The sequence below is a fragment of the Exiguobacterium sp. SH5S13 genome, from assembly GCF_004337085.1.
Taxonomy (GTDB): domain Bacteria; phylum Bacillota; class Bacilli; order Exiguobacteriales; family Exiguobacteriaceae; genus Exiguobacterium; species Exiguobacterium aurantiacum_A.
In genome coordinates this window covers 26383-44232 of record NZ_SJUS01000001.1, presented here as the reverse complement: position 1 = coordinate 44232, position 17850 = coordinate 26383, and the positions used below count along the sequence as shown (strand labels likewise).

Here is a 17850-nt window from a genome sequence, read left to right as displayed (position 1 = left end):
GGTCTATACTGAAAGGGAAGAACCTGTAGGAGAGGAGGGCTGCTATGCCGAAGTACTCCATCAAGACGGTCGCGTCATTGACCGGTGTGAACCCGACGACGATTCGGGCTTGGGAGCGTCGTTATCAGTTTATCGAGCCGAGCCGGACCGATTCAGGTCACCGATTGTATTCCGACCAAGACGTCGAAAAAATCAAATGGGTCGTTGAAAAACAACGCGAAGGGTTGACCGTCTCGCAAGCGATTCAGCAACTTCATGAGGCACCGAAGCCAAAGCCTGCTCGTCTCTACGACGAAGAATTGAAGGATGGATTAATGGACGCGCTGCTCAAATTTGATGAACGGAAAGCGCACGATTTGATTAATCGTGCCTTCAACACGTTCAGTTTTGAAAAAGTGACGAAAGATATCATTAGCCCTTTGCTGATGGATATCGGCACACGCTGGGAAAATGGGACGATCACGATCGCGCACGAACACTTTGCGACGTCCTTTTTCCGAGCCCGCTTGTCGACGCTGTCTCTTCAAATGCCGATGAATCCATTTTTGCCCCGGATCATTTGCGTCTGTGCCCCAGGTGAGATGCATGAAATTGGCCTTTTGTTCGTGACGCTCTATTTAAGACAATACGGCTTTGACGTCATTTTCCTCGGATCGGGGTTCCCGAAAGAGGATTTGAGCACAGCGCTCCATGATATCGATGCGAAATGTTTAATCTTTTCGTGTACGTTGACTGAGCACATTGCCAATCTTCAAGAAGCGATGCGTTACATTCAAGCGGAGCACCCGGACCTCGTCATCGGTGCGGGTGGATACGCCGTCAGTCAACAAGCGTCGCAATTTGAAGGAGCGTTTCTAGGAGATACGCCTGACGCTTGGAACGAGTGGTTGTCAACCATTTGACAGGTCGACAAAACGGGAGTAGCTTATTAAGTAGAATGATTTTTCTTTGGAGGTTTTCGTTTGAGATTTGAAAAACAGACAAAAGAACATTTGAGGGTATACTTGACTGCGAGCGACTTATCGATTCGAGGGATCGCCATCGATACGATTGTCGGAGAGAGCGGTCAAGAACTATGGCGGGAATTGCTTGAAACGGCCGAGGCCGAATATGGGTTCATGCCGCAAGGTGCTGTCGACTTGAATGTGACGATGTTTCCACGCGATGGACTCGTCATCGATGTTCAAAAAGTCGATGCGGTCGTCGCGGAGTCGGATCAAGAACAAGTCGAGATTCGGTTGACGATCGATGTGATCCACCATTTGATTTATCAGTTTGACGATATTGAAGACGTGATCAATGCGTCGATTCGCGCGTTTCCGCATATGCAAGATACCGACCAAGGTGGGGCACTCTATCATTATGACGGCCGCTACTACTTACATTTTGTGGAAGTTCTCAAACCGCAAGTCGAGGAGCGGCTCGCCGCCATCCTGTCTGAATATGGCAAAACGACGACCGTCAGCCCGTATCTCATGATGGAGTACGGGAAGACCATCCAAACTGAACAAGCAGTGAAACAGCTGTACGATACGTTCGCGTAAGTACGGCTTTTTTACTATTCTGTTTCTATTGTTTTCAGCTGACACATGGTATGATAAAACTTGAATTTTTGAGAAGTTAGCTGAAGGAGAGATATAATGAAAGTCGCTGTTTTATATGGTGGAGTATCGGGTGAGCGTGAAGTGTCGCTTACGAGTGGTAAAGGTATGATCGAAGCGTTAGAGACACGGGGTCATGAAGTCGTGGCTATCGATTTTCACCCGGATCGGGCTGAAGAGTTATTGACGCTTCAAGCAGACGTCGTCGTCAGTGCCCTGCACGGCAAGTATGGAGAAGACGGTCGCGTCCAGTCGCTCCTCGAGATGGCGCAGCTCCCTTATACAGGGTCGGGCGTCTTGGCTTCGGCTCTCGCGATGGACAAGGCACGCGCGAAAATCATTTTCGCCGCTTCAGGTATTCGTGTCGCCCGTGACGTCCTCGTCCAAGCAGGGGATGACCTCGATTTGAAAGTGGCTGAATGGGGCGGCGAGTTTCCTTGTGTCGTCAAACCGGCGCAAGAGGGATCTTCGAACGGACTGACGATTGCGACCGACGAGTCGATGCTACGCGCGGGCATCGATAAGGCGTTCCAATGTGATACGGCCGTGTTGGTCGAACAGTACATCAAAGGTCGTGAGCTGACCGTTCCGGTGCTCGGCAACCGTGGGAACGAGCACGCCCTCCCGGTCATCGAGATCATCCCGAAGAATGAATTTTACGACTACGAGTCTAAGTATTCGGAAGGCGGGTCAATTCACGTCTGTCCGGCGGAATTGCCGGAGGCGTTGACGAAAGAAGTGCAAGCGGCCGCGATTGAGGCGCACCGTGCCCTTGGCTGCAGCGGCTATTCACGCTCTGACTTCTTAGTGTCGGAGCAAGGATTGGCCTACATCCTCGAGACGAACACGCTCCCGGGGATGACGCCGCTCAGTCTGTTCCCGGACAGTGCGAACGTCGCCGGTATTTCTTACGGTGAATTGCTAGAGCGTTTCATCGCGCTCGCCTTAGAGAAATAAGAAGGGATTCCCCTTCTCCGCTTTTTGGAAAACGCTTTCATTATTTTTGTAAAACCCTTTCAAAATGCTTGCTTATCGGCTATACTTTTAAACGAATACGAGGTTGATTCTTGGGGGAGAATTGACAATTTAGGGGAGGAAACCTTCATGATTACGGATCAAGAAAAAGGTCATCAAAAACGAAAAAACATCCTTGAATCGACACAGGAAGTTGTCCACGAGGCGCTCGAGAAACTCGGTTATCCAGAAGAGATGTACGAGCTGTTGAAAGAGCCGCTTCGGATGTTGACCGTGCGTATCCCTGTCCGCATGGACGACGGTTCGACGAAGATCTTCACTGGCTATCGGGCGCAACATAACGATGCCGTCGGCCCGACGAAAGGTGGGATTCGCTTCCACCCGAGCGTGACGGAAGTAGAAGTCAAGGCGCTGTCGATATGGATGAGCTTGAAGGCTGGGATCGTCGATCTTCCTTACGGTGGCGGTAAAGGGGGCATCGTTTGCGATCCGCGTGAGATGAGTTTCCGTGAAATCGAACGGTTGAGCCGCGGCTACGTCCGGGCGATCAGCCAAATCGTAGGTCCGACCAAAGATATCCCGGCGCCTGATGTGTTTACGAACTCGCAGATCATGGCATGGATGATGGATGAGTACAGCCGTATCGATGAATTCAACTCACCGGGCTTCATCACCGGTAAGCCGCTCGTACTCGGTGGTTCACACGGTCGCGAGACGGCGACGGCAAAAGGTGTCGCCATCATGATCCGGGAGGCAGCGCTTCGCCGGGGGATCGAGTTGAAAGGCGCGCGCGTCGTCGTCCAAGGATTTGGTAACGCCGGCAGCTTCTTATCGAAGTTCATGCACGATGTGGGAGCGAAAGTCATCGCTGTAAGTGACGCATATGGCGCGATCCATGATGAGAACGGACTCGACATCCCATACTTGCTCGATCGACGCGACTCGTTCGGGACGATCTCGACACTGTTCAAGAACACGATTTCGAACAAAGAGATGCTCGAGCTCGACTGTGATATTTTAGTCCCGGCCGCAATCGAGAACCAGATCACTGAAGATAACGCCGATAACATCAAAGCGTCGATCATCGTCGAGGCGGCGAACGGACCGACGACGAACGAAGCGACGCGTATTTTGACAGAACGCGGCATCTTGCTCGTCCCTGACGTTCTCGCTTCAAGCGGCGGCGTGACAGTCTCTTACTTCGAATGGGTCCAAAACAACCAAGGCTACTATTGGACGGAAGAAGAAGTCGAAACGAAGCTTGAAAAAGTGCTCGTCCATTCGTTCAATACGGTATACAACACGTCATCAGCCCGGAAAGTCGACATGCGTCTCGCTGCCTATATGGTCGGTGTCCGTAAAATGGCGGAGGCCTCGCGCTTCCGTGGCTGGGTATGATAGCGACTTGCCGATGAACATCGCAAAATGAGGAAGGGCCCGGCTGCGGGTCCTTCCTCATTTTAGTTGAACAAGTTTATGACGATGTCACACCGATACGCTCCCGAAGCGCTTCGGCGATCGCTTGGCCGTGGAAACGGCCGTTTTCGATGAAGATTTTGTTGGCATCGTTTCCGGCCGCGACGACGCCGGCGATGAACAGGTTATCGACGTTCGTCTCATACGTCGCCTCGTCAAACTGCGGGACGCCGGTCTCGTCGTCGACGAGCACACCGGCTGCCGAGAACAGCCCGTGGTCAGGCAAGTAACCGGTCATGGCGAGGACGTGGTCCGTTGCGACCCGTTTCTCTTCGCCGTGTTGTCGATAGACGACATGGTCCTGTTCGATGCGAATGATTTCGGCCTCGAGCTCAAGACGTACTTTTTCATGACGAACGAGGGAGTCGAAAGCGGGTAGTACCCACGGTTTGACCGATGGGCTATAGCCGTCACCGCGGTAGAGCACCGTGACGTATGCCCCGGCTTTCTCGAGTTCGATGGCCGCATCGACCGCCGAGTTCTTTCCGCCGATGACGGTGACGTGTTGCCGATAAAACGGATGTGCTTCTTTGAAATAATGGGTCACGTGCGGGAGTTCTTCTCCCGGGACGTCTAACTTGCGGGGTCGTCCGTAATACCCGGTCGCGAGAACGACGAAGTCGGCAAGGCGTTCTGTGACGCCGTGGCGGTCGTGACGGGACCGGACGATGAATTTGTCGGCACGACGGTCGACCGATTCGACCGTCTCGAACGGTTTGACGACAAGCCCGGTCCGGCTCACGACTTCACGATAATAGACGAGCGCGTCTTGGCGATGTGGTTTTAAGTCTTTACAGATGAATGGGATGTCCCCGATTTCAAGCAAAGTGGCTGATGAGAAAAACGTCTGATGGGTCGGATAGCGGTAAATCGCATCGACGATGTTGCCTCGTTCGATGATTGTGCACGAGATACCGACCCGTTCTAATTCGATTGCCGCCGACAGGCCGCACGGGCCGGCACCGACAATGATCGCGTGTTTGTCCAATGAAATCACCTCATCCCTCATTGTATGGAACGAAGGCTGAGATGGCAAGTCACTGCTGGAAGCTGAAGCTGTGTTCCATGACCGGTTGCGACGAGCCTGATTCGAGCTCGACGAGAAGACGGAGCCGTGCTTTTTGCGAATTGAGACCGTTCGAGAAGATGATACCCATCTCTTTCAGTTGTTTACCGCCGCCCTCATACCCGTACACGTCTTGAACGATACCGTTAAAACAGCGGCTGACGATGACGACCGGGATGTGGTCGACGAGTCGTTCGAGTGCCGGGACGATTGACGGTGGAACGTTTCCTTGACCGAGCACTTCGAGGACGAGCCCGTCGTAGCCGAGGTCGAGCACGGCTTCTAGCAAGTCGGGTTCCATGCCGGCGACAACTTTCAACACGGCGACCCGTTTCGTGATCGCTGGAATCATCTTCGGCTGTCTCGTTGTCGGTTGGCTGTAGATGAGGACGTGGTCCTTCGTCACCATCCCGACGTTTCCGAAGTGGACCGATTTGAACGTGTCGACGGAAGAGGTGTGCGTCTTCGTGACGTTGAACGCCGAGTGGATCTCGCCGTTGAAGACGACGAGCACCCCTTTGCCACGTGCGGCTTCGCTCCTTGCGACCCGGAGCGCCGTTATAAGATTGAACTCGCCGTCCGATCCGATCTCGTTCGACGAGCGCATCGCTCCCGTCAAGACGATCGGCACGGGGGCACCGAGCGTGATCTGCAGGAAGTACGCCGTCTCCTCGAGCGTGTCAGTCCCGTGGGTGATGACGACGCCGTCGTACGTGTCTTGCGTCAACTGCTGCGCGATGAACTGGGCGAGCTCGAGCATCTTCTCGGGCGTCATATGAGGAGACGGAATGTTTGAGAAGTGCTTCGTCGTAATTTTTGCGATGTCGGTCGCTTTCGGCAACGTCGCGTCAATCGGATTGACCTCACTTGGTGAGACGTGGCCCGAACCGGTCTGCGACATCGCGATCGTGCCGCCGGTATGGATGAGTAATAGATGATTCATAGTCGACCTCCAACTTTTTTTGTCCTTTTCTTCCATTTTCTAGGCGTTAGCTACTTTTTCTTTCGGCTTATTCAGTGTATGCTTAACGATAGAAAGGAGAGATGCATCATGATTGCAATCGCCTTGTCTGCGGTTGCGCCAGGATTCGCCCTTCTTTCCTACTTCTATTTACGGCATGAGTTGGAAGCGGAACCGCTCGGCTATGTGATTCGTTCGTTTGTCGCCGGTGCCATTCTTGTCTTTCCGATCATGTTCGTCCAATATGCGTTTGTGGAAGAAGGGGTCCTTGTCGGCCCGTTTTGGCAAGCGTTCGTCGCCACCGCTCTATTAGAAGAATTTTTTAAATGGTTCATGATCTATTATACAATATACATACATAAAGTTTTTGATGATTACTACGACGGGATTCTCTATGCGGTCGCCTGTTCACTCGGCTTTGCCACGTTGGAGAATTTTCTATACTTGTGGGTTTATGACTCACTCGAGATTGCGATTTGGCGAGCCGTCTTGCCGGTGAGCGGCCATGCGCTCTTCGCCGTGGCGATGGGCTTTTGTCTCGGTCGGGCCAAACACTCCGCGCATGAACGGTTTTGGCTGTTCACCGCTGTCATGTCGGCAACGTTGCTGCACGGAATGTTTGACTATATCTTACTCGTTGAATCGACGGATAAGATGCCGGCCGTCCTCTATATCGTCATTCTATGGATGGTCGCGCTCTTGCTCGTCCGCACTGCAAATCGATCAAATCGTCGTCAATACAAATAGATAAAAGGGGAACGGGTTCATGTTAAAAGTTGGTCAAGAGTTACGAGTTGAAGTTGAAGGGAGAAACGAAGGGAAGACGAAAATCGCTGCCATTAACGGTGGTGTCGTCTGGATCGAATCTCCGAGCGAGATTGCGACGTTAAAGACGTTTTTTTTGCATGAGGATGAACCGATGCGATTGTACTTTTTCAAAGGCGAAGATCAACTGTACGCTTTCGATTCAGTCGTCACGAAACGGATCAGTGACGCCCAGCTGACGCTTCGCTATGCGTTTAACTTGCCGGATGAGAAAAAAATCAAGCGGGTCCAACGTCGCGAGTACTTGCGCGTGCCGGAGATGATCAACGTGACGGTGCTCGCGGCAGACGGCGAAGCGTTTCCGTCATTCGAGACGACGTCACTTGACGTGTCGGCCGGCGGGATGCGTGTCGTGGCGAACCGTTCGCCGGTCGACGTCGATGAGTCGGTCATCGTCGTATTCCGCATCGAGGACGAGCGAGGGACGCCCCAGACGTTCCGCGTCAAGAGCCGTCTCGTCCGGGTTCAAGAGCAGGCCGTAAAGCACGAGCTGTCACTTTGTTTTGAGGACTTGACGCCTCGTGACCAGGAGACGATTTTACGTTATTGTTTCCGGGCCCAGCTCGAAGCCAGAAAACGGACCGGCTCCGTATTTTCTTCACGTTAAAAAACTGGTATGATGTTCTCGGAACAAACGACCGAGAGGAGGTGGGTATCGGAATGAGCCGATACCCAATTTTTATGACTAAACCGCTACAAATCGCATTAGATGGGCCGGCAGGAGCCGGCAAGAGCACGATCGCTAAAACGCTCGCTAAAAAGTTAGGTTACGTGTACATCGATACCGGGGCAATCTACCGTGCTGTCACATATCGCGCGCTCGAGCAACACGTCGGATTAGAAGACGGCCCTGCCCTCGCTGAGATGATCGGCAAGATGGAGTTACGTCTCGTCCCGAGCGAGAGCGGGCAACGCGTGTTTGACGGCGACGAGGAAGTGACCGAAGTCATTCGGACGAGTGAAGTGACGAACAACGTCAGTTTCGTCGCAAGGCAGCCTGAGGTCCGGGACGCACTTATGGATTTACAACGTGACTTGGCTCGGGACGGCGGCATCGTCATGGACGGCCGCGACATCGGGACGCACGTATTGCCTGAGGCAGACTTGAAAGTGTTCATGACCGCGACCGTCGAGGAACGTGCCCGTCGTCGCCACGAGGAGAACGTGTCAAAAGGTCTTCCGAGCGATTTCGAACAATTGAAACAAGAGATCGCCTTGCGTGATAAGCGGGACTCGGAGCGCGTCGTCGCTCCACTCCGTCAAGCGGATGACGCCCACTTCCTCGACACGACCCATTTGTCGATCGATGGTGTCGTCACGGCTGTTGAACAGCTCATGGAACAGGTGGTCGGACGATGAAGCCGCTCAATAACGGCCCGTTCGGGATGTATCGGTTAACGGTCGGCGTCGTTCGAATCATGCGTCTGCTCAGCTTCCGCGTCGAGTATGTCGGTCGTGAGAATGTACCTGAGGACGGCTCGATCATCGTCTGTTCGAACCACCAGTCGAACTGGGACCCCGTCTTGTTGGCCAGTGCCGTGCCGAAGCAACGGCCAATTCGTTTTTTTGCAAAAAAAGAGCTGTTCGATGTCCCGGTTTTAAAACGGATTTTGACACGCTCCGGGCAAATCCCGGTGTCACGCGGGGAAGGAGACCGTCAAGCGCTACGTACTGTTCTTCAGAAGTTGAAAGAGGACGAGGTCATCTCGATCTTTCCGGAAGGGACCCGTTCGAAAGACGGATCGCTCGGTAAGGCGCAGGCTGGTGTCGGTTTTTTCGCCCTCCGTTCAAACGCTGCCGTCCTTCCGATCGCGATCATCGGTAAATACAAGTTCCGTTCGAAGTTGAAGGTCGTCATCGGCAAACCGGTCGACTTCTCGCAACTGAAAGCGGACAAAGCGAGTGCCCAAGACGCCGCCGATTTGATCATGGCGACAATCGCCGAACTGTACATGACCCATTCACAGAACGTTCGCTAATTTCAGGTTTAATCTGTTGCAATGAGAGGAACAAACCTGATAACACCTTGACAAATCTGTCGAATTATAAGAAGTTTATACTAGGTGTTAAGCGCCTTAGGGCGCTCCTTTTTGTACTCATCGTGAGGGGGTAGTGTTGGAATGGTCGAAGAAATGAAAGATATGCCTGATTTTGAAATTAATCGAGGTCAAATCGTGACCGGTATCGTCGTCAAAATCGAGGACAAGCAAGCGTTAATTGATATCGGTTACAAAACCGAGGCGATTTTGCCAATCAGCGAAGTATCAAGCATGCATTTAGACGATTTAAACGAATCACTCCATGTCAACGACGAAATCCGTGTCAAAGTGAAAAAGGTCACGGATGAAGAGGTTGTCGTATCGAAGAAAGACGTAGATGCCGAGGCAGCTTGGGATCAAATCGTTGAAAAATTCGAATCGGGCGAAGTATTTGAAGTCATGGTGAAAGATAAGGTCAAAGGTGGTCTTGTCGTCGATATCGGCATCCGCGGCTTTATCCCGGCTTCACTCGTAGAAAACCACTTCGTCGAAGATTTCTCATCATACTTGCACAAGCCGATTACAGTTAAAGTCGTCGAGATGGATCGTGAAAAAAACCGCGTCATCTTGTCGCATAAAGCAGTGGCAGAGGCAGAGATGAGTGCGAAGAAGGCGGAAACGCTTGAATCGCTCGAAGTCGGTCAAATTATCGAAGGAACCGTCCAACGTCTAACTGACTTTGGTGCGTTCGTCGATATCGGCGGCGTCGACGGTCTCGTCCATATTTCTGAGATGGCTCATAGTCGTGTTGAAAAACCGAGTGATGTCGTCACAGAAGGTGACAAAGTGAAAGTGAAAGTACTTGGTCTTGACCTCGACAATGAAAAAGTGAAATTGTCGATCAAAGAGACGCAACCGGGACCGTGGGAATCGGTTGAAGGCAAGATTCAACCTGGGGACGTGATCGCGGGGAAAGTCAAACGCATCGTCACGTTTGGTGCGTTCGTCGAAGTCGCGCCGCAAGTCGAAGGGTTGCTCCATATTTCTCAGATTGCGAACCGACACATCGCGACGCCATCTGAAGTCTTGTCTGAAGGACAAGAAGTGAAAGTGAAAGTGCTCGACGTCCATCTCGATGAGAAGAAAATCTCATTGTCGATGCGTGCACTCGAATCAGAAGACGGTTCACGCGATGATGAAGAGCAGTCGCTGCTTGACGAATATAGCGATCAAGGCGGATTCTCTGTATCTGAACTGACAGGTGAAAACGCCTCGGACGATTCTAAATAAGACGGTCCTTCAAGCGGGAGTCATACTCCCGCTTCTTTTTGTATAGTCACTAATATTCGACTGTGCTATAATTGTACAGTTGCAAATAAGAACGATAATTTTTTGAATGAAAGTTAAAGAGGTGTTTATATGGGAATTCCAGCAGTGGCCATCGTAGGCCGCCCGAATATTGGGAAATCCACGATTTTCAACCGGATCATCGGTGATCGCGTATCGATCGTCGATGACAAACCGGGAGTTACACGCGACCGTATTTACGGTACGGGTGAGTGGTTGAACCGAAAGTTTCATTTGATCGACACAGGCGGGATCGAGGTCGGCGATGAGCCGCTTCTCGTTCAGATGCGTCATCAAGCCGAACTCGCAATCGATGAGGCGGACGTCATCGTCTTCATGGTAAACGGTCGTGAAGGGATCACGGCAGCGGATGAAGAAGTCGCGAACTTGTTGTTCCGTTCGAACAAGCCGATCGTGCTAGCCGTCAACAAAGTCGATAACTTCGAGATGCGTGAGCTCATGTATGAGTTCTACTCGCTCGGGTTTGGCGACCCGTTCCCGATCTCGGGAACACACGGGCTCGGTCTTGGCGATCTGTTAGATCGTGTCCTCGAACTCGCGCCGGACAAAGACGATTACGAATACAACGAAGATGTCATTCAGTTCTCGCTCATCGGTCGCCCGAACGTCGGGAAATCGAGTTTGACGAACGCGATTCTCGGTGAAGAGCGTGTCATCGTCTCGGCGATCGCCGGAACGACGCGCGATGCGATCGATACACCGTTCACACGTGACGGCCAAGAGTACGTCATCATCGACACGGCCGGTATGCGTAAGCGCGGCAAAGTATATGAATCGACAGAACGTTATAGTGTCATGCGTGCCCAAAAGGCGATTGAACGCTCGAACGTCGTCCTTGTCGTCATCGACGGTGAAGAAGGCATCATCGAGCAAGACAAACGCGTCGCAGGACTTGCCCACGAAGCAGGGAAAGCGATCGTGCTCGTCGTCAACAAATGGGACGCTGTCGAGAAAGACGACAAGACGATGAAGAAGATGGAAGAGAAGATCCGCAAGGAATTCCTGTTCCTCGACTATGCGCCAATCGTATTCTTATCGGCACTCACGTCGAAACGGTTGCAGACGCTTCTGCCTGTCATCAATCAAGTTGCCGAATCACACCGTCAGCGTATTTCGACGAGCGTGTTGAACGATGTCATCGTCGACGCGGTCGCGATGAACCCGACACCAACGGACAAAGGACAACGACTCAAGATCAACTATGCGACGCAAGTGGCGATCGAGCCACCGACGTTCGTGTTGTTCGTCAACGATCCCGAGTTGCTTCACTTCTCGTACAAACGTTATCTAGATAACCAGATTCGCCGCGCGTTTGACTTTACTGGTACACCGATTCACATCGTGGCTCGTCAGAAAAACTAGTAATGGGGGTGCCTCATATGGCAAAAGTAGCTGTCATTGGTGCAGGAAGCTGGGGAACGGCATTATCGCTCGTCCTCGCTGACAATGGACACGACGTCATGCTCTACGGACGTGAGGAAGATCACGTCCATGAGATCAACACGTCGCATACGAATTCGACTTACTTGAAAGATGTGCCGCTTCCGGCGTCGATCCGGGCAACGACCGATTTGAAAGAGGCGGTTCTCGGTCGCTCGATTATTTTCCTCGTCGTCCCGAGCTCGGCGATTCGTCCGGTTTCCCGTGAAGTGAACGATCTGCTCACGGAACCGGTCACGATCGTTCATGCCGCAAAAGGGATCGAACCGAAGACGCATAAGCGGTTGTCTGAGATCATCGCTGAAGAGATCGATCCGTCAAAACGTCGAGCCATCGGTGTTTTGACGGGCCCGACCCACGCCGAGGAAGTGGCCGTCCGCAAACCGACGACGATCACGATCGCGTGTGAGGATTTATTTGTCGCTGATGAGATTCAAGAACTGCTCACAAACGATCAGTTCCGAGTCTATTTGAACTCTGACGTCATCGGAGCGGAATACGGGGGCGCGCTTAAAAACATTATCGCCCTCGCCGCCGGGATGACGGACGGGCTCGGATACGGCGACAATGCGAAAGCTGCCCTCATGACGCGTGGCATCGTCGAGATCGCCCGGCTCGGTGTCAAACTCGGCGCCAACCCGGCATCGTTCTCGGGCTTGACCGGGATCGGTGATCTGATCGTGACCGCGACGTCACAGCACAGCCGAAACTGGCGAGCTGGTAACGCCATCGGACGTGGAGAGAAGCTTGAAGACGTACTCGATCAGATGGGTATGGTCGTCGAAGGTGTGCGTGCCTGTGAAGCGGCGCATACACTTGCCCGCGAAGCCGGCGTCGACATGCCGATCACGGAAGCGCTCTACAACGTGCTGTTCGAAGGAAAAAGTCCGCACGATGAAGTGAAAAAGTTGATGAGACGCCCGCAAAAACATGAAATGGAAGAAGTTTTCCATTTTGAGGGCGATGAAGAACAAAGGAACTGACGTTTTCGTTCAGTTCCTTTGTTTTTTTTGCTACACTAAATTACGGAGTAAGATTTATAGAGAAAGTCGAGGGGATAGACGTGACACCGTCACTCATCAAGATGTGGATTTCATTTGCGGGGATTGGGGCATTTGCCGTCGCTGCGCTCATGGTGGCAGTCAGCCACACGAAACTTTCAGGCTGGTTTGCGGTGCTCATTCGAGTCGTCGCATTCGTGATTTTTCTATTCGGAACGATCATTATGATTTATGTGGTCGCTTCTGGACCGACAGGAGGGTAAACCGTGAAACGAATGTTTTTAGTCGTCAGTTTGGCAGCGGCGACGCTGCTCGCCGGCTGCATGTTCCCGGAAACAAACCGAGTCGACAACGTGCCGTATGAGGACCAGTTGCAATCGGTCCAGACGGCGGTCGATTCGTTCAAAGAGACGACCGGTGTCTTACCGATCAAAACAAAGCCGGCCGAGACGCCGCTGATGGAACGTTACCCGATCGAGTTTAGCCGCCTCGTCCCTGGTTATTTGGCAGACCCGCCGGCAAACAGCTTCGAAGGGGGCGGCTTGTTCTTATACGTCCTTGTCGACGCCGAGACAGAGCCGACGGTCAAACTGATTGACTTGCGGGTGACCGAGCGCCTCCAACAACTGCAGACGAATATCAACTCGTTCCGAGTCAAAGAAGGGAAATATCCGTTCAAAGGATCGCTCGGCAAGAATCAGTTTACGATCGATTACGACCTCGTTTTCGTCTCCGAAGAACCGTTCATCCCGAGCCCATACACAGAAAACGAGTTGCCGATCTATGTGGATGGGACTGGTCAATTGTTCGTCGATTACCGGGCTGACATCGAAGCCGCGCTTGAGAATACGGATGCAGAGCCGAAAGTAGGAGAGGATATTCGTTATTTGCTCTACGATGACGCACCGTTCGCCCCGGCTTATTCGCAAGGGTATACGATTAATGATCAAGGTGAGGTCGAGTTTTTAAACAATTGAGTCGAGCAAGGTGTCCGCTTCTGACCTTTTCGCTTAAAAAATGTTGTCATATCAACGTTTGTACGATATGATTAATCCCGTAAACTCTCTGTGAGAGGAGGTGAATCGTGATGAACAAAACTGAATTGATCAACGCAGTTGTCGAGAAAGCAGATGTGTCTAAAAAAGACGCAACGAAAATCGTAGAAGCAACGTTTGAATCAATCACTGAAGCACTCCAAAGCGGTGAGAAAATTCAATTGATCGGTTTTGGTACTTTTGAAGTTCGTGAACGTGCTGCCCGTAAAGGTCGCAACCCACGTACGAAAGAAGATATCGAAATCCCTGCAAGCAAAGTTCCTGCCTTCAAAGCAGGTAAAGCGCTTAAAGATGCGGTCAAATAATGAGCAATACATAAGTCGCCGAGAGGCGGCTTTTTTTGTAGTTGAAAGCAAGTTCACATGGCGTGAATGTGACAAAAATGTGCTATACTATGTCAGAATGACAACGAAGAGGACGAGGGGGGATAGCATGGAACAGTTGACAAACGAAAGCGTTGTCACCGACCTTGCTCGTCAAATCGAACAACGTATGACTCATCCGTATTTGACGAGACACGAGATTGTACCCGCAGTCGACATGCCTTTACTTCGTTGGATGATCGACATGATTGAACTCGAATCGCATCAACATCGACAGCTCGTGCTTGCGACTTATTTTGCCCATCAAGCACTCGAGCTGCACGATCAAGTGAAGGAGTGCCCGAACGGGTCCCTTGAACGGCAACTTAAAGTGCTCGCCGGAGATTACGCCTCGGCTCAATTTTATAAAATATTGGCGATGTTTCCAGCGGACTATAGCAACCGTTTCGGTCGAACCGTGCAGCTTGTGAATGGCGCGAAGTGCACACTCGCCTTGGGGACGGACGTCGCTGTTGTGACGTGGATGGAAGCGAACTTCGGATTAATCAAAACGTTTTCCGAACTGCTAGGTCAATCTTATTTGACATCGTACGGGAAAGAAATCATCGGACAGAAGGCAACAGAACTGCGCCAAGAAAAAAGAGAACAGCTATCGACACTACTCGAGCATGCTGTCGCTTAGAACGGAAAGGGTGTTACGTGTTGCAACCGAAAGAGAAAGAGCAAAAAGTATATGAAGTATTTCAAACGATCTCGCCAAGCTACGATACGATGAACTCGATCATCAGTTTCCGTCTGCATAAATGGTGGCGCAGAGCGACAATGCGGCGCATGCAAGTGTTCCCGGGCGCGAAATGTTTGGACGTTTGCTGCGGGACGGCCGATTGGACGATTCAACTCGCCGAGGCGGCCGGAAACACCGGGGTCGTCAAAGGACTCGATTTTTCTGAAAATATGCTTGCTGTCGGACACGAGAAAGTGGCTGATTATCCGATGATCGAACTCATTCACGGGAACGCGATGGAGTTGCCGTTCGGAGATCATTCATTCGACTATGTGACGATCGGATTTGGCCTTCGGAACGTACCTGATTATATGACGGTCCTCCGGGAGATGCACCGCGTCTTAAAACCGGGCGGGACCGTGGTCTGTCTCGAGACGAGCCAACCGACGGCACCACTATTCAGCGGGCTCTATAAATTTTACTTTGGTTCAGTCATGCCGCTATTCGGCAAAGTGTTTGCCGGGTCGTATGATCAATACAAGTGGCTGCAAGAATCGACGGATCAGTTCCCCGACCGGTTGACGTTAAAGCGCATGTTTGAAGAAGCCGGGTTCGAGCAAGTCGAAGTCAAGGCGTTTTCCGGTGGTGCGTGCGCCATGCACCTAGGAAAGAAGTGGTGAACGATGTCTTTAAAGCGACTTTATCGCCACATGAACCGAGAAATCGAACAGATTGATCGGTTTTTGTCGACGCGGGTCCACACGGAACATCCGGTGATCGAAGCCGCATCGAAACAATTGCTAGATGCCGGGGGGAAGCGGATCCGTCCGGCGTTCGTATTGCTCAGTGCCGGATTTGGGACTGGGAATGATATTCGTCTGACGAAAGTTGCGGCCAGCCTCGAGCTGATTCATATGGCGTCGCTCGTTCACGATGATGTGATTGATGACGCGACGCTGCGCCGCGGAAAACCGACCGTGATGGAACGTTATAACGAGAGCGTCGCCATGTATACCGGTAATACGTTGTTCGGGGAAGCGATTCGGCTCGTGTCCGAAGTCGATTCCCCGGAAGTGATGCAAATCATGGCGGAGACGATGGAACTGATCTGTATCGGCGAGATCAATCAAATTCAAGACCAATATGACTGGGCGCAATCCCCGAAGCGGTACTTGGACCGGATCGCCCGGAAGACGGCACTCTTGATCGAGACGAGTTGCGCGGCCGGGGCCGTCGTCTCCGGGGCGTCACCTGACGTCGTCAAACAACTTCGGTTGTTCGGCTACGATATCGGGATGGCGTTTCAGATGACGGATGATTTGCTCGACTTCACGGCGAAGAGTTTTCAACTCGGTAAGCCCGTCGGTGAGGATTTGAAGCATGGGCATAAAACATTGCCGCTCTTCTATTCATCAGAAGATCCTGTGTTTTATGAGCGGTTACAGCAAGTCACGAACGCCTCGAACGATGAGATGACCCGGACGCTCGTCCGCGAAGTGCAACGGAACGGGACGCTTGAGCGAAGTCAACGCACGATCGATCGTTACGTGAGCCGGGCGATTCAGCGTCTCGATTCACTGCCGGACATTCAGGACAAACGGTCGTTGATTGAGATTGCCGAATATATCGGCAAGCGAAAATGGTGATTCACGCCTTGTAACCCCTTTCAAAAATGAAGGTGACCGTGTAAACTGATAAAGTACATGGTACACACATTGATTTAGGGGGACTAGGGGTATGGAAAAGACATTTTTAATGGTAAAACCTGACGGGGTGAAACGTGGTTTGATTGGGGAAATTATCACACGTTTTGAGCAAAAGGGGTACACGTTGAACCGTCTCGAAATGCTGACGCCGTCAGTTGAGGTTGCAGAATCACACTATGCGGAACATAAGGAAAAACCGTTCTTTGGAGAGCTCGTCGCCTTTTTGACGTCAGGTCCGGTCGTCGCGATGGAGTGGGAAGGCGAAAACGTCGTCGCCGTGTCTCGGTTGATGATTGGCAAGACGAACCCACTCGATGCGCAACCGGGAACGATTCGTGGCGACCTGGCCTCGACAATGTCACAAAACGTCATCCATGGTTCAGACAGCGTGGAAAGTGCCGAGAGAGAATTATCGCTCTGGTTCGCCACTGAAACATCACACGTTTGATGACGATAAAAGGGACGGGGGCCTCCTGTCCCTTTTTCTATTTGCATTAAAGCGCTTTCGTATGTTCGGGCACGACCTGATCTAGGATAAGAGAAAGAATTGAGGTTAGAACTGGTGATAAATGATTATGCGATCTTCGTAAAAAAGTTTTATTTAAAGTCTGGAATCGACTTGAATTTATACAAAGAAGCACAAATGAAAAGACGAATGGTCGCGCTCCGCGAGAAGAAGGGCTACGCCACATTTATCGAGTATTTTAAAGCGATGGAGTCAGACCGAGGTTTGTACGACGAATTTTTAGACCGGATGACGATCAACGTCAGCGAGTTTTATCGAAACCCGGTCCGCTGGCAACAGCTCGAGACGGACGTGTTGCCTGAGCTCATTCGCAGAAGCCAAGGGAAACTCCGGGTCTGGAGCGCGGCTTGTTCGACGGGAGAAGAACCGTATTCACTTGCGATGTTATTGTCGAAGCATTTGTCACCCGCCCAGTTCACGATCACAGCAACTGACCTAGATGACTTGGTGATCGAAAAAGCGAAACAAGGCAAGTATCATGAACGGGCGCTCGTCGATTTGCCGCCTGAGTTTCGAGATCGTTATTTCACCCGTCGAGATGACGACTATTTTGTCTCGGACGAGATTAAAAAACTCGTGACGTTCAAAAAGCATAACTTGCTCGCTGACGTCTACGAACGTAACTTTGACTTGATCGTCTGTAGAAACGTTTTGATTTACTTTACGGAAGAGGCGAAAGAGAAAGTGTACAAGTCGTTCCACCGCTCGCTTCGTCCGGGCGGGGTCCTCTTCGTCGGAGGGACTGAACAAATCTTCCAGCCGAAGCGTTACGGATACAAGATGAAACAAAGTTTCTTCTACGAAAAATTTGAGGAGTGAGGTGG

At 51.7% G+C, this 17850-nt stretch carries 21 protein-coding genes; 19 read left to right on the top strand and 2 right to left on the bottom strand.

Annotated features, from left to right (window positions below):
* Window positions 1-44: 44 nt before the first annotated feature.
* The 4 genes from EVJ30_RS00245 (at window position 45) to EVJ30_RS00230 (ending at window position 3974) form a co-directional block, all read left to right on the top strand.
* Window positions 45-902, top strand: a complete 858-nt coding sequence (locus tag EVJ30_RS00245) for a MerR family transcriptional regulator (protein WP_131467753.1) — start codon at window positions 45-47, stop codon at window positions 900-902.
* Window positions 903-962: 60 nt separating this feature from the next.
* Window positions 963-1544 (top strand): adaptor protein MecA, encoded by a 582-nt coding sequence (locus EVJ30_RS00240; protein WP_071399645.1) that lies wholly within the window; start codon window positions 963-965, stop codon window positions 1542-1544.
* 96 nt (window positions 1545-1640) lie between these two features.
* Window positions 1641-2558, top strand: a complete 918-nt coding sequence (locus tag EVJ30_RS00235) for a D-alanine--D-alanine ligase (RefSeq protein ID WP_131456146.1) — start codon at window positions 1641-1643, stop codon at window positions 2556-2558.
* Between the two features lie 147 nt (window positions 2559-2705).
* Window positions 2706-3974: a Glu/Leu/Phe/Val family dehydrogenase gene (locus tag EVJ30_RS00230; protein WP_131456144.1), complete on the top strand. Its 1269-nt coding sequence runs from the start codon at window positions 2706-2708 to the stop codon at window positions 3972-3974.
* Between the two features lie 76 nt (window positions 3975-4050).
* On the opposite strand, the gene EVJ30_RS00225 is transcribed toward EVJ30_RS00230, so the two are convergent.
* Both EVJ30_RS00225 and EVJ30_RS00220 read right to left on the bottom strand, forming a co-directional pair.
* Window positions 4051-5061, bottom strand: coding sequence for a YpdA family putative bacillithiol disulfide reductase (locus EVJ30_RS00225; protein ID WP_131456327.1), 1011 nt, complete (start codon window positions 5059-5061; stop codon window positions 4051-4053).
* Window positions 5062-5089: 28 nt separating this feature from the next.
* A complete protein-coding gene (locus tag EVJ30_RS00220; protein WP_070327442.1) occupies window positions 5090-6061 on the bottom strand; it encodes an asparaginase in 972 nt (323 codons plus the stop codon).
* A 108-nt stretch (window positions 6062-6169) separates the two neighbouring features.
* Here EVJ30_RS00220 and prsW point away from each other — a divergent pair, with 108 nt between their 5' ends.
* From prsW to EVJ30_RS00145, 15 genes are all read left to right on the top strand, one after another.
* On the top strand, window positions 6170-6826 hold the full coding sequence (gene prsW, locus EVJ30_RS00215) for a glutamic-type intramembrane protease PrsW (protein ID WP_131456142.1): 657 nt from the start codon (window positions 6170-6172) through the stop codon (window positions 6824-6826).
* Window positions 6827-6845: 19 nt separating this feature from the next.
* Window positions 6846-7511, top strand: coding sequence for a flagellar brake protein (locus EVJ30_RS00210; RefSeq protein ID WP_070327440.1), 666 nt, complete (start codon window positions 6846-6848; stop codon window positions 7509-7511).
* Between the two features lie 74 nt (window positions 7512-7585).
* Window positions 7586-8263, top strand: a complete 678-nt coding sequence (gene cmk / locus EVJ30_RS00205; RefSeq protein ID WP_070327439.1) for a (d)CMP kinase — start codon at window positions 7586-7588, stop codon at window positions 8261-8263.
* Window positions 8260-8883, top strand: a complete 624-nt coding sequence (locus tag EVJ30_RS00200; RefSeq protein WP_131456140.1) for a lysophospholipid acyltransferase family protein — start codon at window positions 8260-8262, stop codon at window positions 8881-8883. The genes cmk and EVJ30_RS00200 overlap by 4 nt, the downstream gene beginning before the upstream one ends.
* Window positions 8884-9024: 141 nt before the next feature.
* On the top strand, window positions 9025-10173 hold the full coding sequence (gene rpsA, locus EVJ30_RS00195; RefSeq protein ID WP_070327437.1) for a 30S ribosomal protein S1: 1149 nt from the start codon (window positions 9025-9027) through the stop codon (window positions 10171-10173).
* Between the two features lie 129 nt (window positions 10174-10302).
* Entirely contained in the window at window positions 10303-11613 is a 1311-nt protein-coding gene (gene der, locus EVJ30_RS00190; RefSeq protein ID WP_035386714.1) for a ribosome biogenesis GTPase Der, read from the top strand.
* A gap of 17 nt (window positions 11614-11630) precedes the next feature.
* Entirely contained in the window at window positions 11631-12674 is a 1044-nt protein-coding gene (locus tag EVJ30_RS00185; RefSeq protein WP_131456138.1) for an NAD(P)H-dependent glycerol-3-phosphate dehydrogenase, read from the top strand.
* A gap of 101 nt (window positions 12675-12775) precedes the next feature.
* Window positions 12776-12955, top strand: a complete 180-nt coding sequence (locus tag EVJ30_RS00180; protein ID WP_233589594.1) for a DUF2768 domain-containing protein — start codon at window positions 12776-12778, stop codon at window positions 12953-12955.
* 12 nt (window positions 12956-12967) lie between these two features.
* Window positions 12968-13669, top strand: a complete 702-nt coding sequence (locus EVJ30_RS00175) for a hypothetical protein (protein WP_201738317.1) — start codon at window positions 12968-12970, stop codon at window positions 13667-13669.
* A gap of 107 nt (window positions 13670-13776) precedes the next feature.
* Window positions 13777-14052, top strand: coding sequence for an HU family DNA-binding protein (locus tag EVJ30_RS00170; RefSeq protein ID WP_198010937.1), 276 nt, complete (start codon window positions 13777-13779; stop codon window positions 14050-14052).
* 127 nt (window positions 14053-14179) lie between these two features.
* Entirely contained in the window at window positions 14180-14752 is a 573-nt protein-coding gene (locus tag EVJ30_RS00165) for a heptaprenyl diphosphate synthase component 1 (protein WP_131456134.1), read from the top strand.
* 20 nt (window positions 14753-14772) lie between these two features.
* Complete coding sequence (locus tag EVJ30_RS00160) at window positions 14773-15474, top strand: demethylmenaquinone methyltransferase (protein WP_035386712.1); 702 nt, start codon at window positions 14773-14775, stop codon at window positions 15472-15474.
* A gap of 30 nt (window positions 15475-15504) precedes the next feature.
* Window positions 15505-16440 carry a polyprenyl synthetase family protein gene (locus EVJ30_RS00155; RefSeq protein ID WP_236634003.1) on the top strand — a complete coding sequence of 312 codons (936 nt, stop codon included), beginning with the start codon at window positions 15505-15507 and terminating at the stop codon, window positions 16438-16440.
* A gap of 91 nt (window positions 16441-16531) precedes the next feature.
* Window positions 16532-16948, top strand: coding sequence for a nucleoside-diphosphate kinase (gene ndk / locus EVJ30_RS00150; RefSeq protein WP_131456130.1), 417 nt, complete (start codon window positions 16532-16534; stop codon window positions 16946-16948).
* Window positions 16949-17065: 117 nt separating this feature from the next.
* Window positions 17066-17845 (top strand): CheR family methyltransferase, encoded by a 780-nt coding sequence (locus tag EVJ30_RS00145; protein ID WP_070327943.1) that lies wholly within the window; start codon window positions 17066-17068, stop codon window positions 17843-17845.
* Window positions 17846-17850: the final 5 nt, after the last annotated feature.